Consider the following 25,880-nt stretch of genomic DNA (forward strand, 5'->3'; position numbering starts at 1 on the left):
GGTATTCCGGTTATCGGTCGTGCGGGGCGGGCGGCACCCGCCGCCCGCTTCCCCCTCCTGCATCAGAACTTCAGGCTCGCCCCCAGGGTGATGGAGCGGCCGTAGCGATAGTAGCCGTTGGGCAGGCTGACGGTGCCGTTGCCCAGCCGGGGCGCCTGCTCCGCATCGGTCAGGTTGTTGCCTTCGATGCTGATGCGCAGCGACTTGTTCACCTCGTAGGCCAGCTGGGCCGTCAGCCACGTCATGGACTTGGCCGTCTCGTTCCAGCCGGCGCCGAGTACATTGGTGGCGGTGACGAAGGAGTCGGTGTAGTCGGCCGTGGTGCTCATGCTCCACGGGCCGCGCTCGTACAGCACGCCGAACGACGCGGTGGCCGGCGCGATGCCCTCGAGCGGCCGCTCGACGCCGTTGACCCAGCTGCTCGACAGGTTGCGCGTGTACTGCGCGCGCACGCCGAAGCCGTTGTCGAACAGGTGCTGCAGGCCGATCTCCATGCCGCGCGCCTTGGCGCTGTCGCCGTTGATGGGCCGCTGCACGTTGAACAGGCGGCCGCCGGGGGCGCCGATATCCTGGCCCGTCAGCCATTCGTTGGTGATCTGGTTCCGGATGTTCTTCTGGTAGACGGCGAAGGTCAGCGCCGAGTCCTTGGCGTAGTACCACTCCAGCGAGATGTCGGCCTGGCGCGCGCTGTACGGCTTGAGCTCCGCATTGCCGCCGAAGATCTGCGTGAAGTCGCCCCACGAGATGCTGGCGGTGGTGCTGGACGGCGCCAGCTTGTCCACCGACGGGCGCGCCATCGTCTTGGCGGCGCCGAGCCGCAGTTGCAGGTTGTCCGTGATCGAGTAGGTGAAGTTGAAGGACGGCAGCCCGAACGTGTAGCTGGCCTCCTGCCGCACGGCGGACGGGTCGGCGTACACGGCCGTGTAGTTGAACGAGCCGTTCTCCACGATGTCGATGATCTTCGCGTCCCAGGCCTGCGCGGTGGTCTTGGTGCGCACCAGGCGCACGCCGACGTCCGCGCTCCAGTTCTCGCCGGCCAGGTCGGCCTGCACGAAGGCCGCCGTGGTCTTCTCGCTCACGCGGTAGCTTTCCAGCGGGTTCCAGGCCGGTGCCGACACGGTCGAACTGTACACGCCGCCACCCGGGCGGGCCTTGCCGTCGTAGGCCTTCAGGGCCTGCGCGTAGTTGTCGACGTCGAAGCCCAGGAAGCTGCGCGGGAAGTTGCCGCTCACGCCCGACAGGAAGCCGCTGGGGCTCAGGGTCTGGTTGATGACATTGCCACCCAGGGTGCCCACGTTGATCGCGTTCGCGCCGGAGTAGTGATCCTGGCCGGCGTTGAACGCGTTGTTGATCATGTCGCGCGACTTCTTGCGGTTGGTCTGGCCCAGGCCGAACTTCAGCCGCTCGACGTGGAAGCGGTCGACCTTCCATTCGGCGTTCGCGTTCGCGCCGCGGATGTTGTCGTCGATGTTGTCGCCGGTCCGGCTGTAGAAGTGCGTATTGAAGTCGCTGGCGTTGATCTGGCCCTGCGCCAGTGCACTCTGCAGGTCGCGGCCATCGGCGAAGGTGGTCGTCACGTCGGGCACGGCGGCGCCGGTGAGCCGGATGCGCGTCACGTTCGGCTGGTTCATGCGCAGCACCACGTAGGTGTCCTTGCCGCCGGAATCGCGCTTCGACGTGGACTCGTAGAGATCGCCGGTCACCTTGAAGGTCGGCGAAATCTTCCAGTCCGCATTGGCGCCCACCATCGTGGTATCCACCACGCGGAACTCGGTCTTGTTCAGTACCTCGGGATTGAGCCGCAGTTCGGGATCGTCGCTGGACAAGGTCAGGTCGTTCACCACGCCATTCGCGACCTGCATGCTGGACCAGCGGCCCGGCGCGTACAGCGGGTAGAACGACAGCTGGTAGCCCACCTGCGGCGAATCCAGCCGGGTCTTGAAACCGTCGACGACGACTTTCAGGTCCCGCGTGGGCCGCCATTCCACCTTGCCCGACAGCGCCAGGCGTTCCTTCTTTTCCATGATCGACCCGAAGCGGAACTGGCCCGGCCCGACCAGGCCTTCCTCGTCCGCGTCGAGCACGCCGTTGCCGTTCGGGTCGATGGCGCCGCCCCAGGTATTGCCGAACTCCCAGAACTGGCTCGGATCGCTCGGCACCGCGTTGCGCGACCAGCCGCCATCGTTGCCGGCCGTGTCGGTGCGCACGTCGCGCTTGGCGTAGACCACGCCGAGCAGCACGCCGACCTTGTCGCCGAAGGTATTGCTGTACGTGCCCGACAGCTTCCTGCCATTCAGGTCGCTCATCTGGTTGCGGTCGGCCTCCACGCGCAGCAGGCCGCGCTGGCCTTTCTGCTCGAACGGGCTGGCGGAGCGCAGGTTCACCAGGCCGCCGATGGCGCCTTCGATCAGTTGCGCCTGGGTCGACTTGACGACGTCGGCGCCGCTGATGACGTCCGCCGGCAGCACGTCGTAGGCGAAGTAGCGGCCCGCGCTGTCGGTGCCCAGCAGGCGGCCGTTGAAGGTGGTGATCGTGTAGTCGGGGCCGAGGCCGCGGATGCTGACGCGCTGGCCTTCGCCGCCGGCCGTGCGGGAAATCGAGACACCGGTGATGTGGCTGAGGGAGTCGGCCACGTTGTTGTCCGGGAAGCGGCCGAGTTCAGTCGCGCTGATGCTGTCCTGCACGACAGCGGAGTTGCGCTTGAGCGTCAGCGACTGCTGCAGGCTGGCGCGGGTGCCGGTCACGACGACCTGCACCAGTCCGTCGGCATCGGCGGTGGCGGTGCTTTCCTGGGCGCCGGCGGGCGCCGCGAGGGTTGCCAGTGCGAGCAGGCAGGCGGAAGTGATCGGCTTCAGCACGGGATTCAGGGCGGGAGTCAGCGCGGGATTCGGCACAGAATCCGGCACAAGGCGCGAATAACGGTCGGCGTGCGAGCGGCGGTGCAGGTGAGAACTCATGAAACGCTTCCTTTTATAAGTTGTTGAAGCAGCGCAGGCGCATGCTGGTAAAACGGGAAGGCTGTCCGATGGCGATCAGCAGCTCCGCCAGCCAGGGCCCGCACGGGCTGGTCAGAGGTCACGAGCGCTTTCGTTTGATTTCGTATGGTGCTCATCCGTACTGGACGAGCTTTCGGTTCCGAATTTACGAAAGCGCCTGGCAGCGCGCTTATGGATACAGTGATATCGAGTCTATAGCGAAACTCAACGCAATACAAAACTTCTTACGTTTTTTCGATTTGGCTGTTGTATTTGTGTTTTTCACACATTTGCTTTCGTTCGAAAGATCGAGGTACTTGTCATTTCTGTTTTGAAAGCCACTCTCCGCGGCACCCGCTGCAGTCTTGTCGCCCACCCGCACAGCGCTTTTTTCATACTGGGGAGTACGATATTCTGGGATTTTTCTTCTGGAGGTATGACTGATGGACATGATTCTTCGCGCGGTGTTGACGGTGCTGTTCTGGAGCGCCGGGCTGTTTGGATTGTTCAACTACAGCGCGGTGGTCGAGGAAGTGCGGGCGGTCGGGCTGCCGTTCGCGGGCGTGGTCGCCGCCGGCACGATCTTGCTGCAACTGGGTGGTTCATTGCTGGTCATCGCCAATGTTGGAAAGCTGGGCTGGGTCGGCGCCGTGGCACTGGCGATCTTCACCTTGCTGACGATTCCTTTCGGCCACGCGTTCTGGAACTTTCCCGAGCCGCGCCGGACGGCCGAACTGCACATCGCGCTGGAGCACCTGACCGTCGTCGGCGGGCTGCTGCTGGCCGCCTGGTACCTGAAGCGCGCATGAATGAGCTGAAAAACGGGCCGAAATACGAGCCGAAACACGGGCCGGAACACGGGCCGGAACGCGGGCCGAAACGCGGCCGGGGCCGGCCCCGCAAGCTGGAGTGCCGGGAAACCCTGCTGGAAGCCGGCAGGGACCTGCTATTGAGCCATGGCCTGCGCATGACGGTCGATGCCGTCGCGCTGCGTGCCAAGGTGGCCAAGACCACCTTCTATACCTGGTTCCAGGACAAGGAGGCGTTCATCGAGGCCGTGATGCTGCGGGAGTCCGCCCGGACCATGAGCGACGAGGAGTATCGCGCGGCCATCGGCGGCGATCTCCGGGAGGTGCTGGTCGGCTTCGGCGTGCGCTACCTGTCGTTCGCGAACGAGAACCGCCTGGCCGCGTGGGACCGGGTCATCACCTCCGCGAACGACATTTATCCGGAACTGGCGGCGCGGCTGTATGAAGCGGGGCCAGGGCGTGTCTACACGATGCTGGCCGAGATCCTCCGGCAAGCCGCGCAAGGCGGCACGCTCGATATTCCGGATCCGATGGCGGCCGCGGAAGAACTGGCGGGCATCTGGTACGGGCACACGATCCTGCGGGTCAACCTGAAGATCCGCTGCCCGCTGAGCGCCGGCGAAATCCGGCAGCGTGCCGAGCGGGGTGTCGACCTGCTGTACCGCCTGTATGGCTGAACCATGTGCATGGCCCGGCCAGCGGGCCATGCCGCCGTGCTACCAGCGGTGCCGGTAGCTGACATTGACATTGGCGCCGGGTGCCGGCAGGCGGCTGGTGTTGTTGCTGTTCCGCATGAGCTGGCTGTAGGCGGGCAGGTAATAGCGGTTCAGCAGGTTTTCCACGCCGATCGTCACGGTGCCCTGCGCCGTCACCTGGTAGCGGCCGACCAGGTCGAGCGTGGTGTAGCTGGACACCTCGCGGCGCCCGAAGCTGGCCACCCCGTTCAACCGGGAATCGCGCGCGCCAAAATAGGTCGCCTGCAGGCGGCTGCTCCAGCGGCTGCCCGGCTTGTATTGCGCATACGCGGTCACCTTGGCCGGCGGGATGCGGTAGCCCGTCATGGTTTGATCGTGGACGCTGCCCTGCGGTGTTTCGCGGCCCGACATCAACGTCAGCGTGGCGCCGTAGCCCCACGGCGCAGCCTGCGGCAGGTAGTCGGCACGCGCTTCCAGGCCGCGGATCTTTTCAGCGGTGCGCGTCAGCACCAGCCCGTTGTTGAAGCTTTGCACGTCGCCCAGTTTCGAGGTGGTGTAGAACAGCGCCAGCGTTCCCTGCAGTTCGCCGGCGCCGCCGCGCCAGCCGAGTTCATAGTTGTTGGTCTTGACCGGCTCCAGCGCCGACGAGGCGAGGTTGAAAGCGGGCGTGGCATTGCGCACCTGCAGTCCCATGTCGGGCAGCTGGAAGCCCTGGCTGAACGAGGCGTACAGTTCCTGTCCCCGGACCGGCTTGAAGGTCGCGCCGACGTTGCTCACCCATGCGTCGTACGACAGCGTGCCTCCCTTGACCTGCGCGGGGTTGGCGGCGCGGATCTGCGAGAGCGGCACGAAACCGTCGAAGCTCGCCCGCGCATGTTCGTAGCGCAGGCCGCCCTCGAGCGCCCAGGCCTGGTTCACCTTGTACTGCGCCTGCCCGAACGCGCCGATGCTGCGGGTCGTCAGCGGCGGCATGTACATCACCGAACGAACCGGCTCGAACACGACACCGCCGCTGGCGTCGTACACGGCGGCGTTGAAGAAATCGTCCGGCATGTCGCTGCGCTCCTGGTTGAAGTCCAGGCCCCACAGCAGTTTCAGGTTGCTGGCCAGCGGTGTGTCGAACGTGGCGCGCCCACCCCACACCGTCGAGTTCTGCATCACCTGGTCGACGTTGTTGCCGCGGGTCGATACCGCGCGGGCATCGAACGGGGTGAAGCGGGTGAAATAGTCCCGGTAGTACAGCTGGGCCGACAGGGTGCTGCCGGCGAAGTTCCTGTGCTGGTAGCTCGCATTCACCAGCGTGTTCCTGAGCTGGTTCTGGTGGTCCAGGCGCAGCCCGCCGATCGGCCGGGCGACCGTGGTGCCGGCGGGCAGGCGCGCCACCGAGGGATCGGATGCGTACTCGCTGTCCTGCCCGGCGACATAGCGGCTGGCGGCGAGCTGCACGCGCCGGTCGCGGTCGATGCGAAAGCCGATCTTGCCGCCCACGGTGTAGTTCTCGCTGTCGAACAGGTCGCCCTGGCTGGGCTCGGGAGCGATGCGCCGGCTCTTGCCATCGTAGGAAGCGCCGATATGCTGCAAGGCGGCGTTGAACGCATAGTCGACCGCGCCGCTGGAACCGGCCAGGTAGTGGCTGATCTCGCCGCCCAGGCCATCGGCCCGGGGCCGCGACAGCGATGAGCGCACCACTACGGCGGACTCCGCGTGCGGGGCGCCACCTGCCGGCCGCGTGGTGATGGCGATGATGCCGCCGCTGGCACCCGCGCCGTAGATGGCGGTGCTGCCGTTCAGCACTTCGACACTGTCGATGCTGGCCAGGTTCAGCGCCGCCATGTTGCGCGCCGAGTCGCGGTTGGTGTTGAGGGGAATGCCGTCGACCAGCACCAGCGTGTTCCGGCCGCGCAGCGTCTGCCCGTAGTCGGTGATGGTACGGCTGGAATCGGCCATGCCGGGCACCGCCTTGCCGAGCACGGTCGCCAGGCTGTCGGACGCATGGCGCAGCTCATCGACTTCTTCCCGTTCGAGCCGCGTGCTTTGCCGGGTCGGCCGCATCAGCGTGCTGCTGGTGCGCTGCGCGGTGATCTCGATGGCGGGCAATTCCGTCACGGCGACGCCGATGGGGGCATCGCTGGCGCTGGCCGGCGCCACGGCCCTGAGGGTGTAGCCGCCGCTGGCCAGCCGCTGTGCTTCCAGGCCGCTGCCGCGCAGCAGGCGAGCGAAGCCGTCGCTGACGGAAAAGCTGCCGCGCAGGCCGTCGCTGGTCCTCCCTTCGAGCAGCCTGGCGTCGAACGACAGGGCCACGCCCGCGCTGGCGGCGAACCTGGACAGGACCTGGCCCAGGGGACCGGCCGGGATATCGTGGTGTACGACGGCGCCGGCGGCCGCCTGCGCCTGGGCGGCCGGCGCCAGCGCCGCGGCCGGCAGCAGCGCGGCGGCGTACCTGATCGCCACCGACAATGTGGTGCGTTGCAACGCGCTTGACCTGGCGGAGAGGGGAATGCCGGTCCGCGCTGCTGCGTACTTTGTGTTCTTCCGAGAATTCATTACTGCCCTTTCGATCATTCAATGTGCTGTCTCATCCGGTATGTCGAACGAGCATCGAAAAAGGCTCATTTATTTTGGAATGCCATTGCGTTAATCCCACCCCAAGTGCAAATACCGGGGTCAGACCCGCTGGGTCTGACCCCAGCCCTTCGCTGTTGGGGTGAATTCATGCGCTTTCAATGTGTCGGATAACGCTTAACGTAAGGGCATTTCTCTTTTATAGGGCGGTGGCTTCAAGCGGGTCCGACCCTGGCCCAGAAACGGGTGATGTACCGCATCCTGACCGGGTGAGTTTGTTCCAGCAGCGACAGGGTCGAGTCGATGTCGGCCAGCGGGAAGGCACCCGAGACGGACAGCCCGGCGACGGCCGGATCGCACAGCAGGGTGCCGGGCCGGTAGCGGTCCAGTTCCGCCACGAAGCGCGACATCGGCATGCGGTCGACGATCAGCATGCCTTGCCGCCAGGCGGTGGCCGCCTCGTCGGCGGCAATGGGCGTGTCGACCCGCGAACGGGAGAACGCCGCCTGCCGGCCAGCCGGGATGATCGCCTCGGCCGATCCTGTATCGGACGGGTTCACGGCCACCGCGCCGGCGAACACCGCGACATGGCTGCGGCCGTCGAACTGGCGCACCGTGAAGCGTGTGCCGAGCGCGCGGATCGCGCCTTCGCGCACCTCGACGACGAACGGGCGGGGCGGCCGTGCAATGTCCCGGGCAGTGTCGATCAGGATTTCGCCCCGGCGCAGATGGATGACGCGCCGCGCGCGGTCGAAGCCGATGTCGACGGCGCTGTCCGTATTCAGGGTCAGCCGGGAGCCGTCGTCCAGCGCCAGCGTGCGGCGTTCGCCGGTACCGGTGCTGGCGGTCCTGGCGTTGCCGGCCAGCGGCCAGGGCGCATGGCGGTAAGCCAGCCAGCCGGCCGGGCCGGCCACCAGCAGCGCCACCAGCGTCGTGATGGCGGTCCGTCGCTGCGGCCTTGCCACTGTCTTGAGCGTGGTCGCCGCGGCAGGGGGCAACTCATTGAATTTTCCCAGCAGGGCGGTGGCTTTTTGCCAGGCCCGTTCATGCTCGTCGCTGCGCCGGCGCCACTGCGCCAGCTGCTCGCGCTGGCGGGAATCCAGCGGGCCTTCGTGCAATTCCATCAGCCAGGTGGCCGCTTCGGTCAGGATCTGTTTCGACAGGGCCGCGCCGTCGCCGGCGGCGCGTGGCATCGCGCCGGTCACTACAGCGACACCAGGAGGCGCCGGAATGCCAGCACCATGTGGCGCTTGACGGTACTCAGCGAAAGATCCAGCAACGTGCAGATCTCGGCATAGCGCAAGCCATCGAGCTGGGCCAGCAAAAACACTTGCTTTGCCTTGCCCGGCAACCTGTCGAGGATGGTGTCGATCTCGGTCAGCGTTTGCAGGACGGCCAGCCGCTCTTCCGGCGATGGCTGGGCAGGCTCGGGCAGTGCGGCCAGTGCCGCCAGGTAGGCCTGCTCGAGCTTCTTGCGGCGCAGATGGGTAACCAGCAAGCCCTTGGCGATCGCCGTCAGGTAGGCGCGGGGTTCGCGCAGGTCCTCGGGAAGGCGGGCCGTCAGGAGCCGCACGAAGGTGTCGTGGGCCAGGTCGGCGCCCAGGTTCCTGCAATCGAGCTTGTGACTGAGCCACGCCGCCAGCCAGCCATGGTGCTCGCTGTAGAGCGAGCCGATGTGTCGATGCGCTTCAGCGCTGGGTATGGTGTGGGTCACTTCGGCGACGGAAAATGGGATCGGTAATGAGAAGCATTCTCATGCTAGCCTAGATTGCATGGTTTTAGCAATCCGGCTCAGCCGTGAAAATCCCGTTGCCCGGCCAAAAACATCGCACTTCCCGCGCCGCGTGGCCCTTACCGCCCCGCCTTACCCGCGGAAGCCTCCTCTTCGAGGATCGCATCCCCGGTGATCGCATCTTCTTCGATAATCGCCACGTCCCAAGGCGCCAGCGTCAGTGTTTCCGCGGGCATGACTTTCCGGCCCGCCAGCAGTTCGGTACCGGCCTTGCGCGGATAGGCGAAGCTCACCGGTGCGGCGGAATAGTTGAAGTAATAGTGCACCGCCCGGTTCGAGCCGTTGATGCCGGTGCGCGTGCGGACGTTCGCCGGCAGCTGCCGGTCTTGCCCTGCCAGGCCGATCTCCTGCAGCGAGGACTGCAGCACCGCCTTCTGCAGCTGGTCCGTCAGGTAGGTGCCCTGGTAGATGACCTTGCCCGCGCCGTACTGGTTCGACGTGATGGCCGGCCAGCGGCCGAAGAACGGGTGGTCGTACCAGGCCAGCGCCGTGGCCGTGTCGAGCTGCAGGAACTCGGCCCAGTGCTGCACCTTGTTGGCCGTGCCCACCTTGTACGGGTCGTCCTTCAGCGCGAGCGGCTGGGCCAGGTTGGAAAATTCCTGGTAGTGGAAGCCGAGCGCCTCGCGCAGGGGGCCCGGCGCCATCGACCAGCGCACCGCCGTGTGCTCGTTGGTGAAGCCGCTCTTGAAGGTCATCACCACGCGGCCACCCTTGCGGATGTACTCGGTGATGCGGCGCAGCAGCGCGTCATCGGCCACGTACAGGGATGGCACAACCAGCAGCTTGTAGGAGGAAAAATCCGCGGTGTCGGGGAAGACGAAATCCGCGCCCACGTTCAGGTCGTACAGCGCGCGGTGGACCTGGCGGACCAGCGAACCGTAGTCGGCCCGGGTGGCGGTGCCGCCCCATTGCGACTCCCTGGCGAACGGCATGTCGTTGAGGGCGTTCAGCGAATCGCGGCTCCACAGGATCGCCACGTCGTTCCTGATGCGCAGGTTCACCAGGCGCGGGCCGATCTTTTTCAATTCGGCGCCCGTCCGGCTCATCTCGGCGTAGGCACGGTTCGGTTCCAGGTCGTGCGACAGCACGCCTTTCCAGTAGGTTTCCTGGTTCGCATGGATCGACGACCAGTGCCAGTATTCGACCATGTTGGCGCCGTTGGCCAGGTGCGTGTAGACGTCCTGGCGGAATTGCCCGTCGTACGGCGGATACTGGAACGACGAGCTCCAGTCGGTGGATTGCGCATTGGTTTCCGTGACGAGGAAATTGCCGCGCTTGAGCGAGCGCGTGAAGTCCGCCTGCAGCGTCTGGTCGGCGCCGTTGTAGTACTCGCGCTGGCCCCAGTAGTAAATGTTCACGGCCGGCATGTCGAGCGCGCGCGACACGGCTTCCTCGTTGACGTCGCTGTGCAGGGCGCCGGCGAAATCGTGCGTGACGAACTGGCGCGCCGACGCGCATTCGCGCACCAGGCCGGCCTGCCAGGTGAGGAAGTCCGTGACACGCATCTGTCCCCAGCGCGACCATTCGAGCTTGTAGCCGGTGCTCTGCGCGCCGTCCGGGCGGGGCAGGTCGACCCAGCTGTGCAGGTTCTGGCCCCAGTAGTTGAGGAACCATGCCTTGCTGAGGTTTTCCGGCGTGCCGAACTTCTTTTCGAGGTAATGCTGGAAGCGCACGAACACGTCGTCGTTCGCCGCGCCATAGGTGCCCGTTTCATTGTCGACCTGCCAGCCGATGACGTGAGGGTTGTCCCGGTAGCGCGTGACGATCTTGCGGATCAGGCGCTCGGCGTAGAAGCGATAGGCGGCCGAGTCGGTGTTCATGTTCTGGCGCATGCCGTAGGTGTTCTGTACACCGTTGAACTTGCGGGCGAGGATTTCCGGGTTCTGCTTTGCCATCCAGGCCGGGATCGAATACGTCGGCGTGCCCATGATCACCTTGATGCCGGCCTTGCCCATCGCGTCGATGACCCGGTCCATCCAGGCATAGTCGAAGCGGCCATCCTCGGGTTCCCACAGGCTCCAGGTCGATTCGCCCAGCCGCACCACGTTGAAGCCGGCGGCCTTCATCATCGCCACGTCTTTTTCCAGGCGCTCGTAGGGCATGTACTCGTGGTAGTAGGCTGCTCCGTACAGCACGGTCGGCAGTGCCGGCGGGGTGCCGGCGGGTGGCTGGGCGAGTGCCGGCGCGCACACGCAGGCGATCAGGGACGACAACGCGTACGCGAGGATTTTCCGCTTCTGCATGCGATATTTTCCTGGTGATGGAAACCGGTTCCGGTAGCAGCCGATTGTCGGGTCTGGCCGGGTGGCCGCACAATGACGAAAATGATCGGCGCGGCGAATGATTTGTGAAGGCCCGCCACGGTAGCCGGAGCCGGATCGAGCTGTTATGATCCCGGCAACACACCCCGCAGAGGGTGCAGCGCCGGGACAGCCCATTACATCGGAGACAATGCAACAGTTCTACAAGAAGGCGCTGCTTGCGCTGATCTTCCTCGTGGTGGCGGATGCCCTGTGCGCGGCGTTCCTCGTCCACCGCAGCCACCTGACCCTGTCGCTGCTGCCGGCCGACAGGGATGGCGTGCGGTGGCACTATGTCGATTACTCGGATGTGGCGGAAGGCGGCACCTCCACCGTCCGCATCCACGATCCCGGGCGCGAACGCCTGCGTTTCGATTTCAGGCTGACGGACAAGGCGCGCTATCCCTTTGCTTCCGCGGAGCTGTCGCTGGATGACGGCAAGGGGCGGCCCGCCTTTGCCGACTGGTCGAAGTACGGCACGGTGACCTTCGTGGCCAGGTGCGCGCCGGCCAATTCGATGATGCTGGCGGTTGCCACGTTCGATGAAACGATCTCCCGGCGGGGCGAGCCGCAAACGTACCGCTCGCCCGGCACCTTCTTTTCCTGCAACGAGCAGGGCATGCCGGTGGCGATCGACCTGACCCGGCTCGTCATCCCCGAATGGTGGCTGTTCTCGATGAACCTCGATCCCTCCAACCTGGGCTATACCCTGGACAAGGTATCGAAGATCGTCTTCGGCACCAGCCCCAGGAGTCCCCGCGGCGTCGATTCGCAGGCGGAAATCAGCGAGGTCACGCTGCACGGCCGGGATTACCGCTACATCGCCGTGCTGGCGGTGTTGCTGGTGGCGGGATGGGCCGCCTTCGGCGTCTGGTTTTTCCGTGCCCACACGCGTGCCCTGACCGCGAGCCTCGATTCGCGCATGAAGAAGGACTTGCCGCTGGTCGCCTACCGCCAGCTGACGCTGGAACCCTACAAGGACAAGGAAAAGGCGTCGGTCTTGCGTTTTATTTCCACTAATTACACCGACACCGCACTGGACCTGGAACGCGTGGTGGCGGGAACCGGTGCCAACCGGAACAAAGTCAATGAAGTGCTGAAAGCGGAACTCGGCATGACATTTACCGCTTACCTGAATAAATTGCGGCTGACCGAAGCCGCGCGATTACTGGCCGATAAAAGCGCGGCAACCATTGCCGAAATAGCCTATTCGGTCGGCTATGGCAATGTCTCGTATTTCAACAAGCTGTTCAAGGAAGAATACGGCTGCACGCCGAAAGCCTTCCGCTCCCACGCTTCGCAACACCCGATCGACGCCGGCCATCCCCCGGCCAGGCAGCCCGCACCCCCGGCAGACGCGCCGCAGTAGCGCCTTTGCACTCCTCGCACTTCTTGCAATCTCCGCACCAGTAATCGCAATTTCGGCACCGTGCTAGAAATCCCGGTACCGGCGTTAAAGCCGTGCCGGCCGAAGCCCTATGCTCCGGGCATGGCCATGTCGCCGCCGCCGATGCCGTGCGCATGCATCGGCGTGCCGCCAGCGGCGCATGCGGCGACGCGGCCCTGACACCCGTCGATATTCAAGAAATTAATAGAAGGAGGAGACCTTGATTTCACGCCAGGTTTGCGCGCTGTTGTCCGCCGCATTATTACTGACCGGTTTCGCCCAGGCGGAAACTTATCGATGGGATTCGGTCGCCACGGGTGGCGGCGCCGCAAAGCCGGCGCAAGCGCGAGGTTTTCTGTAAAAGAATGACGATGGAGACGACGATGCCGCATACCGGCAAACCACACAGGGTTGCCCTGTTATTCAACGGGAACAAGATATTCGACCGCGAAGTGATGGCCGGGATCGCGGCCCACCTGCGCAGTACCCGCGCCGAGTGGGACCTGTTCCTGGAAGAGGATTTCCGCCTTCGCCTGCACAATATCGAGCACTGGCAGGGCGATGGCATCATCGCCGATTTCGACGACCCGTGCGTGGCCGAGGCCCTGTCGGGCTGCCGCTTCCCCGTGGTGGCGGTGGGCGGCTCGTATGCCGACGATAGCGGCTATCCCGCCAACGTGCCGTACGTGGCCACCGACAATGCCAAGCTCGTCAAACTGGCCTTCGACCACCTGATCGATGCCGGCCTGCACCGCTTCGCCATGTTCAGCCTTCCCGAAGCACCCGGCAACCGCTGGGCGCAGGAGCGCGAGCATGCGTTCCGCGAGCTGGCCGGAAAGAGCGGGGCGCACGTCGAGGTTTTCCAGGGCTGCGCCACCGCCGGTTCCTCGTGGGACGAAGCCGTGCAGGGCCAGATCGCCTGGCTGCGCAGCCTGCCGAAACCGTGCGGCATCATCGCCGTCACCGATGCCCGTGCACGCCAGCTGTCGCAGGCCTGCACCATCGGCGGCATCGCGGTACCGGAACAGGTGGCGCTGATCGGCATCGACAACGACCCGCTGGTGCGCCAGCTCACGCGCATACCCCTCAGTTCAGTGATCCAGGGTGCCCAGGAAATCGGGCGCACCGCCGCCCACCTGCTGGACCGCATGCTGCACGGGGTGCGGCTGCCCGATACGCGCATCCTGGTGCCCCCGGCCGGCATCAACGTGTGCGCGTCCAGCCTGCACCAGCCGGTGCGCAACCCCTACGTGATGCAGGCCAGCCATTTCATCCGGCAGTACGCATGCCAGGGCATCAAGACTTACCAGGTCGCCGATTACGTGGGCCTGTCGCGCTCCTCGCTGGAACTCTATTTCCGCCAGGAGTTCGGCTGCAGCGTGCACGACGCGATCCTGCGCTTCAAGCTCGAGGCCGCGAAAGCGGGACTGCGCAGCCGCGATCGCAGCGTCGCCGACGTGGCGCAGCAGTGCGGATTCCTCACCACCCAGTACATGTACCAGGTATTCAAGCGGGAGCTGGGATGCACGCCCCGCATCTACCGCGACCGCGTGCTCGGCGAGAGCGCACTGCCGGCCGGCGCAGGGTAGGGCGCGTTACGCGATGTCGACACACATCGATGTCAACAGCATCGATGTCACCTCGCATCGATGTCAATTCGCTATCGCAGGCGATAAATTCCTCATTGGTCGCGTCAAGCCGTTTCGCCTAGACTCGGGCGCATAACAATATTCGGAGACCAGACCATGAAAACCCTGTTTGCCGGCGCCGTCCTGGCCGCCGGCCTGCTGCCGTTCGCCACCATGGCAGAACCGGCCAAGCCATCGCCCGCGGCGAGCACCGTGAAGCTGACCGTCGACACGCGTACCGAGACCGGCCCCATGACACCCCTGTGGGCCTGGTTCGGCTACGACGAGCCGAACTACACCACCACGCCCAACGGCAAGAAGCTGCTGTCCGAACTGGCGGCCATGAGCCCGGTCCCCGTGTACGTGCGTGCGCATAACCTGATGACCTCGGGCGACGGCAGCCATGCGCTCAAATGGGGTTCCACCGGCATGTACAGCGAGGATGCCGACGGCAAGCCGGTCTACAACTGGAAGATCGCCGACGCCATCTTCGACGCGTACATCGAGCGCGGCATGAAGCCGCTGGCGCAGATCGGCTTCATGCCGGAGGCGCTGTCGCCGCAACCCCAGCCCTACCAGCACCGGTGGAAGCCGGGCGTGCGCTACGAGGACATCATGACGGGGTGGGCCTATCCGCCCAAGGATTACGCCAAGTGGTCCGAGCTGATCTACCAGTGGGTGCGCCACTGCGTGGAGCGCTATGGCCAGCAGGAAGTCGAGAGCTGGTACTGGGAAGTGTGGAACGAACCCGATGGGCATTACCTGATCGCGCCGGACCGCCGCCAGGCCTACTTCAAGATGTACGACCACGCTGCCGACGCCGTCAAGCGCGCCTTGCCGACCGCCCGCTTCGGCGGCCCGCACACGGCCGTGGCGGGGGACTTCATGGAAGCATTCCTGCAGCACGCGCTGCACGGCACCAACCACGCGACCGGCAAGAAAGGCTCGCCGCTCGACTTCGTGGCCTGGCATGCCAAGGGCGCGCCGAAGGTGGTCGACGGCGTGGTCCGGATGGGCATGGACACCCACTTCCGCAACCTCGACCGGGGCTTTGCCATGGTGGCGAAATACCCCGAGCTGAAGGGCATCCCCGTCATCATCGGCGAGTCCGATCCGGAAGGCTGCGCGGCCTGCGGCATGCAGACCAACCCGGAAAACGCCTACCGCAACGGCACGCTGTACGCCAGCTACACGGTGGCATCGGTGGCCCGCCTGTACGACCTGGCCGACCGCCGCGGCACCAACCTGATCGGCGCGGTCAACTGGTCCTTCCTGTTCGAGGACCAGCCCTGGTTCGCGGGTTACCGCGACCTGGCCACCAACGGCGTCGACAAGCCGGTATTGAATGTGTTCCGCATGCTGGGCATGATGCGCGGCGCGCGGCTGAAGGTCGGCGGCGACCTGGCGTACGATGCCGAACGTATCCAGCGCGAAGGCGTGCGCGGTGCCCGCACCGACGTCGGTGCGCTGGCCAGCCGCTCCGGGCGCGAGGTCGCCGTGCTGGTCTGGAACTATCACGACGACGACATCATCGATGCCGGCGCGCCGGTCGACGTGGCGCTGAGCGGCATTCCCGCGCAGAGCGCCACCGTGCGGCACTACCGCATCGACCAGGAGCACAGCAACTCGTATGCCGCCTGGAAGCGCATGGGGTCGCCGGCCAGCCCCACTGCCGCGCAAGTGACCGCGCTGCAGAAGGCCAGCGCCCTGGCGCAGCTGGGCGAGCCGTCCACCGTGACCGTGCGCGACGGCGTCGCCACCTTGCGGATGCAGCTGCCGCGCCAGGCGGTGTCGCTGCTGGTCGTGTCGTATTGAGCGCAGCGGATCTGCGCCGGCATGGCGCGGGTCCGCCATGCCGGCACGCCCTTATTGCGCGGCTTTGCGGTCGCTGACCGCCTGCACCAGGTCGATCTGGGCTTTCAGCGGATCGGCCTCGAACGCCGCGGCCGTGCCGGCGGCGGTGAAGTCGAGCAGGCCGTTCTTGTCGCCGGCATAGGCCGGCCACGGCGTGCGTCCACCGCCGTTCGGATTGCCCGACTTAGCGAACTGCGCCCAATAGCCGGTGGCCAGCCGCGACACCGCGGTGTCCTGGCTCGTCACGGCGCTGCCATAGGTGTCCGCCAGGGTGCCGAACACGTAAGGCATCTCGGCGGCATGCACGGCGCCGGGCACCTTGTCGCGGACCGACTCGGCGACATACGAGAAGCGGTACACATAGGCGGGCTGTCCGTGGGCGGCGAAGATCCGCGCCGCGAACCGCGCCGGCTCGTCCATCAGCTGCACGCGGGCGATCTGGTTGCGCACCTCGTCGACGGTGGCGGTGCCCTTGGGATCGAAGGCGGCGCGCGCCGCCGCCAGGTTTTGCGCGCCGAAGATGGCGAACGCCTCGTCCTTGGTGCGTGCCGGCGCAGGGAAGCCGAGATCGAGATCGGTACTGCCGATCAGGAGCGGGACGGGGGTGAACTGGCCGCTGACATACTGCGCGCCTGGTTCATCGACCACCATCTTCCCTTCGATCATCGGGCCGCCCGCGTAGGTGTAGCCCAGGTAGAGGTTGGCCTGCACCTGGTCGGCGGACAGCGCGCGCAACGCGGCCAGGCCGCCGGCGCCGGTATCGTCGATCCCCACGCTCTTGGCGAACGCCACGCCGATTTCCTCGCCGGAGGCGCCGATGCCCTTGGCGTTGCGGCGCAGGTAAAGCCGGTACACCTGGTTCTCGCGGCCGTTCCCGGACTGGACGATGGCTTTCTGGAACAGGCCCTTGGCCAGCGGTGTCGTCAGCAGCGAGTGCACCGACTCGCCGCCGGCCGACTCGCCGGAGACGGTCACGTTGCCGGGGTCGCCGCCGAAGGCGGCGATATTGCGCTGGATCCATTTCAGCGCCGCGACCTGGTCCATGTACGCGTAGTTGCCCACCAACTCGTTCGGCTGCTCGGCCGTCAGCGCGGGATGGGCGAAGAAGCCGAAGCGCCCGAGGCGGTAATTGAACGTCACCAGCATCACGCCTTCCCTGGCGAACGCCTTGCCGTCCGACGCGCCGCTGCCGTAGGTATAGGCGCCGCCGTGGATATACACCAGCACGGGCAATTTATCGCGGGCCGGCACCTCGCTGGCCGGCCGCCAGACATTGAGGAACAGGCAATCCTCGGAGGGCGCGGCGGCAGTCGTCGGCGCAGCGTTGGGGAATATCTGCTGCATGCAGTCGTGGCCGAACGCGGTGGCCGGGCGCGTCCCGCTCCACGGCGCGGCCGGCTGCGTGGGGCGCCAGCGCAGGTTGCCGACCGGTGGCGCCGCATACGGGATGCCCTTGAACGACAGCACGCCATCGGCTTCCGCCCCCTGGAGGATGCCGCTCTCCACGGTGACCACGGTCCGGTCGCCGGACAGGCCGCCACAGCCGGCCAGCAGGGCGATCGACCCGGCCAGCCCCAGCGACAGGGGGAAACGCTTCCAAGTGACTCCGATACCAGTGCAGTGCGGCGCGATGCTCATGCTCATTTCTAACCCTTCGATTGTTTTAGTGGTGGGAGGTTCAGGTTGAAACCAGTGCGGAAAGCCGATACAGCGGGACAACGATGGTGGCGCGTGCAGTCGTCGCACGCGCCACTCATGCAGGTACAGCGGGTGGTGCAGCAGTGGGTACAGCAGTGGGTACTACAGCAGGAAGCCCAGCGCGTTCAGCGCCTCCTGCGAATTGATCAGCCGGACCACCTTCCGGTCCAGCAGCGCGCCGCCGGGCAGCAGCCGCACCCGGTGCGTCAGGTTGGCGGCGAACAGCGTGGTCGTGCCGCGCTTGTGCGCCGCCAGCAGCTGCGCCGAGCGCACTTCGACGAGATCGTTGTCGATGCCCACCAGGGAAAAGCGCGACACCGTCCGGATCGTCCGGGCCGAATCCGCGGCGGACATCGAATGGCCGGACGTGAAGCGCTCGATGCGCAGGCGCCGCATGCGGGCGTCGTCGTAGGCGTAATTCAGCTGGCTCTCGAAATCGTCCGTGTCGGGATCGATCGGCACCACGTAGTGGCCGTCCTCGGCCCACAGGGCGCCCCAGGCGTCGTAGTCCTTGTTGTCCAGCAGTTCCGCTTCGCGCCAGATGAACGCGATGGCGCGGCCCAGCGGGGTCGTCATGTCGGCGACGGGGATATCCATATCAGTCATTGCTCATCATCCTCTTCCACATGGCATAGGCTTCGCGCATGCCGGTTTCATCTGTCGAATGCGACACCTTGTCGCCGTTGCTGTCCACCCATTCGCGGTTCAGGCCGCGGTTGACGAGGATCGGCACGTCTTTCCCGGCGCGGGCGCCGCTCTGCACGCGCTCCCACGCTTCCGCATCGTCGGGACTGCCGAAGCCGAACGGGCCCTGGAAGTGTTCATGGATGCGCAGGCGCTCGCGGTTGGCGATCTCCGGCCCGCCATCCATGCCCAGCGCAATGTGGCGGATCTCGGTCTCGTCCACCGAAACAGGGCGCAACACGCGGAAGAACGACATCGACATGGCCACGTTGGGGAACAGGTTCAGGTTGAAGCCCGCGCCGTGCAGCGAGCGGACGATGCGGCGCACCTGCTCGGCCGGATAGTCCTTCGACAGCGCGTCGATCACGTGCTGGAAGCGCTCCTGCAGCTGCTCGGTACCGTCGTCGACATCGAGATCCACGTGCTCCGGCACCATCACCATCACGCTGTGGCCATTGCCCAGCGAACGGGTGATCGCTTCATCGTCCGTCATGAAGGACAGCATCTCCGACGTTTCGGCATCCACCGATTGCAGGAAGGTCTTGTGCACCACCGGGAAGTGGTAGCCGTCGGTGGTGTTCTCCAGCTGGATCTTCCAGTTGCCCTTGAAGGTGAACTTGTGTTCGCCCTGCGTCTTGACGGGGAAGCCGGCGCCCTGTTTCATGAACAGGTCGATCCAGTGGCGCGCATTGCCGAGGAAGTCCTCGAGCGGTTCGATGTCCTGGTTGTAGCTGGCGAAGATCATGCCGGCATACACGCCGACGCGAAGGCTCTTCAGCGGCAGGTCGGCCTTCTCGACCACGTCCTCGTAGCCATCCGAGTAGGGCAGGCCGCGCAGCTTGCCGTCCAGTCCATAGGACCAGCTGTGGTAAGGGCAGGTAAAGCCGGTCGCATTGCCCTTGGTCTTCTCGCAGACGGTGGCGCCGCGGTGGCGGCAGCGGTTTTCCAGCACGTGGATGTTGTCCTGGCGGTCGCGTACCACGATCACGGGATTGCGGCCCACGAACGTGGAACGGAAGTCGCCCGGTTTCGGCAGTTCGCTGACGTGGGCGACCCACACCCAGGTACGGGCGAAGATGCGGTCCATCTCGGCATCGAAGATCGCCGGGTCGGTGTAGAGGGCAGGGTCGACGGCGCCGTCCTGCACCAGGCTGCCGTAAGTGGAATCCGCCGTGCGCGGATGGAAGCGTAAAGGGGCGTTCATGTGATGCTCCAGTAAAGGGAGAGGTTATTGGTCCGGGCCGCGCAGCGCCTGTTCCAGGTGCAGCGCCAGTGCGCACAGGCGCTCGTCGTCGCCGCGGCGGCCGACCAGTTGCAGTCCCGCCTTGACGCGGCTGCCGGCGCGGCCGGGCGCGGCGGGAACGGGAATCGGATAGCTCAGCGCCGGATGGCCGCTGAGGTTGAATGGGCGGACCAGCGCGCTCAGCGCAACCACCGGGTGGCCCGCCGCCACGTCGGCCAGCGTCGGCGGCAGCGACGGCAGCGTGGGCAGCAGCAGCGCATCGACACCGTCCAGCGCCTGGTCGACCTCGGCGATGAAGCGCGCGCGCACCGCCTCGGCATGCGCCAGGGCGCCGTGGGTCGTCGCGCTGGCCGCGACCAGGCGCCGGGCGACGTCCTGCCCGAGCCGGCTGTCGCTGGCCAGGTCGCCGAAGGCGTTCCAGGTTTCCTTGTTGATCACGGCGATCGCGGCGTCGAAAGCCTCTTGCATGCCCGGCAGTTCGCGCGGCAGGGCGGACCAGCCGCTGGCCTGCAGTGCCGCCGTGAGGGCGGCCTGCACGGCGTCGTCGCTCGCGGTGGCGACAAGGCCGATCCGGGCGCCATGCATCGGTGCCACCGCGGCGCCGCCATCGAAATCGCGTGCGATCGCGGCCATGACGTGAACGAGGACGGGCATCATGCGGGCAAACGGGCCGACGCAATCGAGACTGCTCTCGCGCGGCCAGGCACCGCGCCGGCTGACCCGGCCGAACGTCGGCTTCATCCCGATCACGCCGCAGCAGGCGGCCGGCAGCCGGATCGAGCCCCCGGTATCGCTGCCCAGCGCGGCATCGACCTCGCCGCTGCCGACGGCGGCGGCCGACCCGCTCGACGATCCGCCCGGGATCAGCAGCGGATCCTGCGGATTGAGCGGCGTGCCGGCCCACGCGTTCACGCCGCTCATGCCGTATGCCAGTTCATGCATCGTGGTCTTGCCGGCGATGTGCCAGCCAGCCTGCCGCAGCGCGGCCACCGTGTCCGCATCGCGCTCGGCCGGCGGCGCGTCGGCCAGCGCACCGCAGCCGCCACAGGTGGGCAGGCCGGCGATGTCGATGCAATCCTTGATGGCGATCGCCGGACCATCGGCGCCATGGGCGAATCGTTGGACCCAGGCGCTCATGCCGCGGACTCCGCACGGACGCCCCACGGCATGCATTCCAGCCGTTCGGTGCGGAAGTGGGCGATGCGCCAGCAGCCGTCGTCGCCGCGGGCGAAGTCCACGTCGAGGCGCGCCGTGATCGCCTCCGAACCGCCGCTGCCGTAGGTGGACAGTTGCAGCATCAGCCACTGGCCGCGCGCGGTGGCGCCGTCGTCCGCCACGCTGACCTGGTCGGACGTCAGGAAATGCAGGTTGCGTTCGAAGTGCGGCGACGGCGCCAGGTAGCTGCCGACGAACGCCACGATCGCCGCCCGGCCCTGGTGGCGGCCGAAGGTGCCGGTGTAGTGCCGGCCCACGCCTTCCCACACGGCATCCGCGGTAAACAGGTCCGGCAGTTGCGGATAGCGCCGGTCGTCGCAGGGCTGGTCGCACAGCAGCATGTAGCGGGCAAGGGTGGCGCGGATGGCCTGGGCACTTTCCAGCCGGTCGAGGCGGCTGGCCAGGTGCCGGAGGATATCGGTAGCGGTGTCAGCGGAGGACATGCGGGTCTTTCACGGTGATTGCAGGGTATGGACGATTCTAGAAGCTGGACTTGCATTCATCAAATTGATGATTTCGATGCTATGCATGAATCTGATGGATTTAACTCGGCGCCGATCCGGCAAGGAAATCGCCCAGCTGGCGGGTGAAGGCCGCCGCCGCTTCGACGTTCGACAAATGCGAGGCATCGAGGATCGTGGTGCGCGCGCCACCGATCCGCTCGCGCATGAAATCGGCATCCGCGACGGTCGTGACGGGATCGTCCCGCCCGGCCACCAGCAGGGTCGGAACGCCGATCGCCCCGATCTCCTCGCGCAGGTCGGCGGCCGCCAGCGCGAGGCAGCAGGCGGCATAGCCGGCCGGCGGGGTGCGCCGCAAGCCGTCGATCAGGCCGTCGACCACGTCCGGCGCGCGGTGCGCGAAGCCGGGCGTGAACCAGCGCGCCGCGGCGCCGTCGGCCACCGCGTCCATGCCGTGCGATCTCACCTGCGCGGCGCGTTCCCGCCAGCCGGCCATGGTGCCGATGCGCGCCGCGCTGTTGGCAACCACCAGCCGGTCGAGGCGGTGTCCCGCATGGATGCCCAGCCACAGCCCCGTCAGGCCGCCCATCGAGATGCCGCAGAACGCGGCTTTCGCGATGCCCAGTCCATCCATCAGGCGCAGCACGTCGTGGCCGAGCTGGTTGAGGGTGTAGCCCGATGCGGCGTCACTGCCCGCGTCACTGCGCGCGTCACTGCCCGCGCCGGAACCGCCGTGGCCGCGCGTGTCGTAGCGCAGCACGCGGAACCGGCGGGCCAGCGCATCGGCCTGGGCATCCCACATCGCCATCGTGGTGCCCAGCGAGTTGGACAGCACCAGCACCGGCGCATCGGGCGGCCCCTGCAGGCAATAGGCGATCTGGCCGGGGCCCGGTTCGTGGATCCGCATGGCCGCCAGCGCGTCAGGCGACAAAATGCGCCCGCTCGACCTGGTCGGCCGGCAGGCCGTCGCGCTGGGCGTGCAGGTCGAAATCGAAGTCGATCGAATAGAACGGCGCGTCCACTTCGCTGGCGCGCAGCGCGGCCGGATCGGTGATTTTCGTCATCGGCGGCACCAGGCCCTCGCGCGTGGCGAACGCGAAGTCGTCCCACAGGTAAGGATCGCCGTCGATGTTGATCTGCGTGGTCAGCTTGCGGTGGCCCGGTGCCGTTACGAAGAAGTGGATGTGGGCCGGGCGGGTGCCGTGGCGGCCAAGCTGCTTGAGCAGCTTGTCGGTGGCGCCGCCCGGCGGCACGCTGTAGCCGACCGGTACCCTGCTGCGGAAGCGGTAGCGGCCATCCGCGTCGGTGCGGATCGTGCGCCGCAGGTTGTACGGGCTCTGGCCCGGATCGAAGAACGAATAGCCGCCCAGGTGGTTGGCGTGCCATACCTCCACCAGCGCGCCCGGCAGCGGCTGGCCGTCGGCGCCGCGCACGGTGCCCTGCATGAACAGCACCTCGCCCGGCTGCGGGTCCTGGTCCAGGCGTGCGCTGCCCAGCGATTCCGGTGCGCCGGCCACGTACAGGGGCCCTTCGATGGTGCGCGGCGTGCCGCCGGCGATGCCCTGGCGGGCTTCTTCCTCGTCCATGCGCAGGTCGAGGAAATGCTCGAAGCCCAGGCCGGCGGCGATCAGGCCGTATTCGCCCGAGCGGCCCGCTTCGGTCAGGTAGCTGATCGCGCTCCAGAATTCATGCGGCTGGATATCCAGCTCCTCGATCGTGGCGAACAGGTCGCGCACGATGCGGTTGACGGCGGCCTGCACGCGCGGATTGCCTTTGCCCGTTTCGGTGCTCTCGATCTTGCGCAGCAGCGCGTCGATGGCGTTCTGGTCCATGGGTTGTCTCCTTTGGTTGGTCGGGGATGGTCTGCTTGCTGGTACTTTGTGAAACTGGCGCCGGCGTCAGCGGTCGTCGTCATGGATCGACGAAGGGTGGCGGCACAGCGCTTCCACTTCGATGTCCATGTACGGGAACAGCGGCAGCGTCAGCAGCAGGTCGTGCAGCTCGGCATTGCCGGCAACGTCGAAGATGCTGACGTTGGCGTAGCGCCCGGCCACGCGCCACAGGTGGCGCCACTTGCCGCTGCGCTGCAGTTCCTGGGCAATCGCCCGTTCGGTGGCTTTCAGCCGGTCGGCTTCCGCGGCCGGCATCGTGTGCGGCAGGCGGACGGTCATGCTCACTTTGAATAGCATCGGTTTTTCCTGGTTGTCGGGTTTTTCTGGTTGCGTGGTGATCGCGGAATCAGCGGCCGTTGCCGGACTGGCGCTGCAGGCAGGCCAGCTTTTCTTCGTCGATCTCGATGCCCAGGCCCGGGCCGGTGGGCAGGTGCAGCGCGAAATCGCGGTAGTCCAGCGGCGTGCGCAGGATTTCCTCGGTCAGCAGCAAGGGGCCGAACAGTTCGGTACCCCAGGCCAGTCCCGGGAACGTGGCGAACAGGTGGGCCGAGGCGATCGTGCCGACCGCGCCTTCCAGCATGGTGCCGCCGTACAGGCCGACATGGGCCGCTTCGCCGATCGCCGCCACCTGCTGGGCGCCGCGCAGGCCACCCGACTGGGTGATCTTGATCGCGAACACGTCGGTGGCGCGGTGCTCGGCCAGGCGGAACGCGTCGGCCGGGCCGTGCAGCGCTTCGTCCGCCATCAGCGGAATGCGGTTCATGGCGCGCAGGCGGCGCATGCCTTCGTCGTTGCCGGCGGCGATCGGCTGCTCGACCAGGTCCACGCCGGCCTGTTCGAGCATGCCCATGCCGAGCATCGCATCGGTCTCGCTCCAGGCCTGGTTGACGTCGACGCGCACGCTGGCCTGGTCGCCCAGCGCGCGCTTGATGGCCGCCACGTGGGCCACGTCGGCACGCACGTCGCGCGCGCCGATCTTCAGCTTGAAGATGCGGTGGCGCTTCTGTTCCAGCATGCGCTCGGCCTCGGCGATGTCGCGCGCGGTGTCGCCGCTGGCCAGCGTCCAGGCGACCGGCAGGCTGTCGCGCACCCGGCCGCCGAACAGGTCGCTCAAGGGCACGCCGAGCCGGCGCGCCTGGGCATCGAACAGCGCGGTTTCAATGGCGCACAGCGCGAAGCGGTTGCCCTGCAGGTGCGAGCGCAGTTCCCACATGCGCGCGTTCGGGGAGGTGGCATCGGCGCCAAGCAGCAGCGGTGCCATGTAAGTCTCGATGTTGACGCGCATGCTTTCCGGGCTTTCCTCGCCATAGGCAAGACCGCCGATGGTGGTGGCTTCGCCCCAGCCGGTCATGCCGTCGCTGGCGCGGATGCGCACCAGCACGAGCTTTTGCCGGCGCATCGTGGTCACCGACAGCTGGTGCGGCCGGATGGTGGGCAGGTCGAGCAGGATGACGTCGACGCTGTCGATCTGGATGAGTGGTTGGCTCATGAAATCTCTCTTGTTGGAAGGGGGAGGCATGCGCCGGCCGGTGCCGGCGCGTGCGCCTGGCTAGAGGTCGAGTACCAGCCGTGCCGAGCAGGCACGGGAAACGCACAGGCAGATCTGGTCGTTGGCGGCCTTTTCCTTCTTCGACAGGCAGTTGTCGCGGTGGTCCGGCGTGCCGTCCAGCAGCGGTACCACGCAGGTGCCGCAGATGCCTTCGCGGCAGGAGGTGTCGATCACGATGCCTGCACTGGCCAGCACATCGACGATCGTGCTGCCGGCCGGCACCGGCAGCACCTGCCCGGAACTGGCGATGGCCACTTCGAAGGCGCCGTCGCCCGCATCGCCGGCGGCCGGCGCGGCGGCCTGGAAGTGTTCGAGGTGGATCGCTTCCTCGCGGCGCGACCGGCCCGCGCAGGCCACCACCGCTTCCATGAATGGCGCCGGGCCGCAGGTGTACACATGGGCATCGTGGCTGGCGGCGTTCATGCATGCCTCGAGGTAGCGGGGCATGCTGTCGCGCTCCACGCCATAGTGGAACCGCACGTGGTGGGCGAATGGCGGCGCGGCCAGGAGGTCGGCGAAGGCCGCGTATTCCGGGCCGCGCACGAAGTAGTGCAGCGTGAACGCGTGGCCGCGCGCCACCAGCCGGTAAGCCATCGCCAGCAGCGGCGTGATGCCGATCCCCGCCGCGAACAGCACGTGCTCGGTGGCGGCGGGATCGAGCGCGAACAGGTTGCGCGGCTGGCCCACCTCCAGTTCGCTGCCGACCGCGACCGCCTCGTGCAAGGCACGCGAGCCGCCGCGCGACTGCGGTTCCTTCTTGACGGCGATCGTGTAGGCGCGGTCGTCGTCGGGCGCGCCGCACAGCGAGTATTGCCGGGTGATGCCGCCGGGCGCCGTCACATCGACATGCGCCCCCGGCTCATAGGCTTCCAGCGGCGCGCCATCGGCCCGCACCAGGCGAAACGAGCGCACGTCCGCCGTTTCATCCACGATTTTTTCCACGATCATCTTCATGCCATCACCCACGATAAGGAAACCGGTTCGCCGGCCGCCGCGCCGGGTGTGCATCCGGCTGGGTGGCTGGCACTACGCCGCTGCAAACAGGCATCGCATCCTGTTGCAACGATGAATTCATTCTATTGGCGGGCCCTTGATTTATCAAATTGATGTAACATATCCATCGCATAAACAGCATG

20 protein-coding genes are annotated in these 25,880 nt (G+C 66.6%); 5 read left to right on the forward strand and 15 right to left on the reverse strand.

All coding sequences use genetic code 11. The features are described from left to right. Positions 1–62: 62 nt before the first annotated feature. Positions 63–2,957, reverse strand: a complete 2,895-nt coding sequence (locus EYF70_RS07875) for a TonB-dependent receptor (protein WP_131144905.1) — start codon at positions 2,955–2,957, stop codon at positions 63–65. 461 nt (positions 2,958–3,418) lie between these two features. Between EYF70_RS07875 and EYF70_RS07880 the strand changes: the two genes are divergently transcribed. Continuing rightward, complete coding sequence (locus tag EYF70_RS07880) at positions 3,419–3,784, forward strand: DoxX family protein (RefSeq protein WP_131144906.1); 366 nt, start codon at positions 3,419–3,421, stop codon at positions 3,782–3,784. Beyond that, on the forward strand, positions 3,781–4,461 hold the full coding sequence (locus EYF70_RS07885) for a TetR/AcrR family transcriptional regulator (RefSeq protein WP_131144907.1): 681 nt from the start codon (positions 3,781–3,783) through the stop codon (positions 4,459–4,461). Before EYF70_RS07880 ends, EYF70_RS07885 begins: the two co-directional genes overlap by 4 nt. 39 nt (positions 4,462–4,500) lie before the next feature. Here the strand turns inward: EYF70_RS07885 and EYF70_RS07890 are convergent, their stop codons facing one another. The 4 genes from EYF70_RS07890 to EYF70_RS07905 all read right to left on the reverse strand — a co-directional run bounded on the left by EYF70_RS07890 (position 4,501) and on the right by EYF70_RS07905 (position 11,076). After that, positions 4,501–7,023, reverse strand: a complete 2,523-nt coding sequence (locus EYF70_RS07890) for a TonB-dependent receptor (RefSeq protein WP_131144908.1) — start codon at positions 7,021–7,023, stop codon at positions 4,501–4,503. Positions 7,024–7,256: 233 nt separating this feature from the next. After that, complete coding sequence (locus EYF70_RS07895) at positions 7,257–8,234, reverse strand: FecR domain-containing protein (RefSeq protein WP_131144909.1); 978 nt, start codon at positions 8,232–8,234, stop codon at positions 7,257–7,259. Positions 8,235–8,245: 11 nt separating this feature from the next. After that, a complete protein-coding gene (locus EYF70_RS07900; RefSeq protein WP_131148958.1) occupies positions 8,246–8,743 on the reverse strand; it encodes a sigma-70 family RNA polymerase sigma factor in 498 nt (165 codons plus the stop codon). 149 nt (positions 8,744–8,892) lie between these two features. Next, positions 8,893–11,076: a beta-galactosidase gene (locus EYF70_RS07905; RefSeq protein WP_131144910.1), complete on the reverse strand. Its 2,184-nt coding sequence runs from the start codon at positions 11,074–11,076 to the stop codon at positions 8,893–8,895. 208 nt (positions 11,077–11,284) lie between these two features. Between EYF70_RS07905 and EYF70_RS07910 the strand changes: the two genes are divergently transcribed. The 3 genes from EYF70_RS07910 to EYF70_RS07920 all read left to right on the forward strand — a co-directional run bounded on the left by EYF70_RS07910 (position 11,285) and on the right by EYF70_RS07920 (position 15,963). After that, a complete protein-coding gene (locus EYF70_RS07910) occupies positions 11,285–12,502 on the forward strand; it encodes a helix-turn-helix domain-containing protein (protein WP_131144911.1) in 1,218 nt (405 codons plus the stop codon). Positions 12,503–12,885: 383 nt separating this feature from the next. Further along, positions 12,886–14,109: a XylR family transcriptional regulator gene (locus EYF70_RS07915; protein ID WP_371861712.1), complete on the forward strand. Its 1,224-nt coding sequence runs from the start codon at positions 12,886–12,888 to the stop codon at positions 14,107–14,109. Between the two features lie 156 nt (positions 14,110–14,265). After that, entirely contained in the window at positions 14,266–15,963 is a 1,698-nt protein-coding gene (locus EYF70_RS07920) for a GH39 family glycosyl hydrolase (protein ID WP_131144912.1), read from the forward strand. 51 nt (positions 15,964–16,014) lie between these two features. Here EYF70_RS07920 and EYF70_RS07925 read toward each other — a convergent pair whose 3' ends face one another. The 10 genes from EYF70_RS07925 to EYF70_RS07970 all read right to left on the reverse strand — a co-directional run bounded on the left by EYF70_RS07925 (position 16,015) and on the right by EYF70_RS07970 (position 25,698). After that, positions 16,015–17,640 (reverse strand): carboxylesterase/lipase family protein, encoded by a 1,626-nt coding sequence (locus EYF70_RS07925; protein WP_229420747.1) that lies wholly within the window; start codon positions 17,638–17,640, stop codon positions 16,015–16,017. Positions 17,641–17,802: 162 nt separating this feature from the next. Further along, the gene (locus EYF70_RS07930; protein ID WP_131144914.1) at positions 17,803–18,306 is read right to left on the reverse strand and encodes an aromatic-ring-hydroxylating dioxygenase subunit beta; all 504 of its coding nucleotides are present in this window, start codon (positions 18,304–18,306) and stop codon (positions 17,803–17,805) included. Then, positions 18,299–19,588: an aromatic ring-hydroxylating oxygenase subunit alpha gene (locus EYF70_RS07935; protein WP_131144915.1), complete on the reverse strand. Its 1,290-nt coding sequence runs from the start codon at positions 19,586–19,588 to the stop codon at positions 18,299–18,301. The genes EYF70_RS07930 and EYF70_RS07935 overlap by 8 nt, the downstream gene beginning before the upstream one ends. Before the next feature lie 24 nt (positions 19,589–19,612). Further along, positions 19,613–20,764 (reverse strand): amidase, encoded by a 1,152-nt coding sequence (locus tag EYF70_RS07940; RefSeq protein WP_131144916.1) that lies wholly within the window; start codon positions 20,762–20,764, stop codon positions 19,613–19,615. Further along, the gene (locus EYF70_RS07945) at positions 20,761–21,285 is read right to left on the reverse strand and encodes a nuclear transport factor 2 family protein (RefSeq protein ID WP_131144917.1); all 525 of its coding nucleotides are present in this window, start codon (positions 21,283–21,285) and stop codon (positions 20,761–20,763) included. The genes EYF70_RS07940 and EYF70_RS07945 overlap by 4 nt, the downstream gene beginning before the upstream one ends. A gap of 100 nt (positions 21,286–21,385) precedes the next feature. Next, the gene (gene pcaD / locus EYF70_RS07950; RefSeq protein WP_131144918.1) at positions 21,386–22,210 is read right to left on the reverse strand and encodes a 3-oxoadipate enol-lactonase; all 825 of its coding nucleotides are present in this window, start codon (positions 22,208–22,210) and stop codon (positions 21,386–21,388) included. Between the two features lie 13 nt (positions 22,211–22,223). Beyond that, positions 22,224–23,135, reverse strand: a complete 912-nt coding sequence (gene catA / locus EYF70_RS07955) for a catechol 1,2-dioxygenase (RefSeq protein ID WP_131144919.1) — start codon at positions 23,133–23,135, stop codon at positions 22,224–22,226. A gap of 66 nt (positions 23,136–23,201) precedes the next feature. After that, on the reverse strand, positions 23,202–23,492 hold the full coding sequence (catC, locus tag EYF70_RS07960) for a muconolactone Delta-isomerase (RefSeq protein WP_131144920.1): 291 nt from the start codon (positions 23,490–23,492) through the stop codon (positions 23,202–23,204). A 49-nt stretch (positions 23,493–23,541) separates the two neighbouring features. Next, the gene (locus EYF70_RS07965) at positions 23,542–24,684 is read right to left on the reverse strand and encodes a muconate/chloromuconate family cycloisomerase (protein ID WP_131144921.1); all 1,143 of its coding nucleotides are present in this window, start codon (positions 24,682–24,684) and stop codon (positions 23,542–23,544) included. 60 nt (positions 24,685–24,744) lie between these two features. Beyond that, positions 24,745–25,698: a PDR/VanB family oxidoreductase gene (locus tag EYF70_RS07970; protein WP_131144922.1), complete on the reverse strand. Its 954-nt coding sequence runs from the start codon at positions 25,696–25,698 to the stop codon at positions 24,745–24,747. Positions 25,699–25,880 lie beyond the last annotated feature (182 nt).

Source organism: Pseudoduganella albidiflava, from assembly GCF_004322755.1.
Taxonomy (GTDB): domain Bacteria; phylum Pseudomonadota; class Gammaproteobacteria; order Burkholderiales; family Burkholderiaceae_D; genus Rugamonas; species Rugamonas albidiflava.

Excerpts from the sequence above, each read along its gene's own strand:
- EYF70_RS07905 (WP_131144910.1), bottom strand. The coding sequence starts at position 11,076 with ATGCAGAAGCGGAAAATCCTCGCGTACGCGTTGTCGTCCCTGATCGCC.
- EYF70_RS07895 (WP_131144909.1), bottom strand. The coding sequence starts at position 8,234 with ATGCCACGCGCCGCCGGCGACGGCGCGGCCCTGTCGAAACAGATCCTG.
- EYF70_RS07970 (WP_131144922.1), bottom strand. The coding sequence starts at position 25,698 with ATGAAGATGATCGTGGAAAAAATCGTGGATGAAACGGCGGACGTGCGC.
- EYF70_RS07925 (WP_229420747.1), bottom strand. The coding sequence starts at position 17,640 with ATGAGCATCGCGCCGCACTGCACTGGTATCGGAGTCACTTGGAAGCGT.
- EYF70_RS07930 (WP_131144914.1), bottom strand. The coding sequence starts at position 18,306 with ATGACTGATATGGATATCCCCGTCGCCGACATGACGACCCCGCTGGGC.
- EYF70_RS07890 (WP_131144908.1), bottom strand. The coding sequence starts at position 7,023 with ATGAATTCTCGGAAGAACACAAAGTACGCAGCAGCGCGGACCGGCATT.
- EYF70_RS07910 (WP_131144911.1), top strand. The coding sequence starts at position 11,285 with ATGCAACAGTTCTACAAGAAGGCGCTGCTTGCGCTGATCTTCCTCGTG.
- EYF70_RS07935 (WP_131144915.1), bottom strand. The coding sequence starts at position 19,588 with ATGAACGCCCCTTTACGCTTCCATCCGCGCACGGCGGATTCCACTTAC.
- EYF70_RS07880 (WP_131144906.1), top strand. The coding sequence starts at position 3,419 with ATGGACATGATTCTTCGCGCGGTGTTGACGGTGCTGTTCTGGAGCGCC.
- EYF70_RS07915 (WP_371861712.1), top strand. The coding sequence starts at position 12,886 with ATGACGATGGAGACGACGATGCCGCATACCGGCAAACCACACAGGGTT.
- catC (WP_131144920.1), bottom strand. The coding sequence starts at position 23,492 with ATGCTATTCAAAGTGAGCATGACCGTCCGCCTGCCGCACACGATGCCG.
- pcaD (WP_131144918.1), bottom strand. The coding sequence starts at position 22,210 with ATGCGGATCCACGAACCGGGCCCCGGCCAGATCGCCTATTGCCTGCAG.
- EYF70_RS07940 (WP_131144916.1), bottom strand. The coding sequence starts at position 20,764 with ATGAGCGCCTGGGTCCAACGATTCGCCCATGGCGCCGATGGTCCGGCG.
- EYF70_RS07945 (WP_131144917.1), bottom strand. The coding sequence starts at position 21,285 with ATGTCCTCCGCTGACACCGCTACCGATATCCTCCGGCACCTGGCCAGC.
- catA (WP_131144919.1), bottom strand. The coding sequence starts at position 23,135 with ATGGACCAGAACGCCATCGACGCGCTGCTGCGCAAGATCGAGAGCACC.
- EYF70_RS07875 (WP_131144905.1), bottom strand. The coding sequence starts at position 2,957 with ATGAGTTCTCACCTGCACCGCCGCTCGCACGCCGACCGTTATTCGCGC.
- EYF70_RS07885 (WP_131144907.1), top strand. The coding sequence starts at position 3,781 with ATGAATGAGCTGAAAAACGGGCCGAAATACGAGCCGAAACACGGGCCG.
- EYF70_RS07920 (WP_131144912.1), top strand. The coding sequence starts at position 14,266 with ATGAAAACCCTGTTTGCCGGCGCCGTCCTGGCCGCCGGCCTGCTGCCG.
- EYF70_RS07965 (WP_131144921.1), bottom strand. The coding sequence starts at position 24,684 with ATGAGCCAACCACTCATCCAGATCGACAGCGTCGACGTCATCCTGCTC.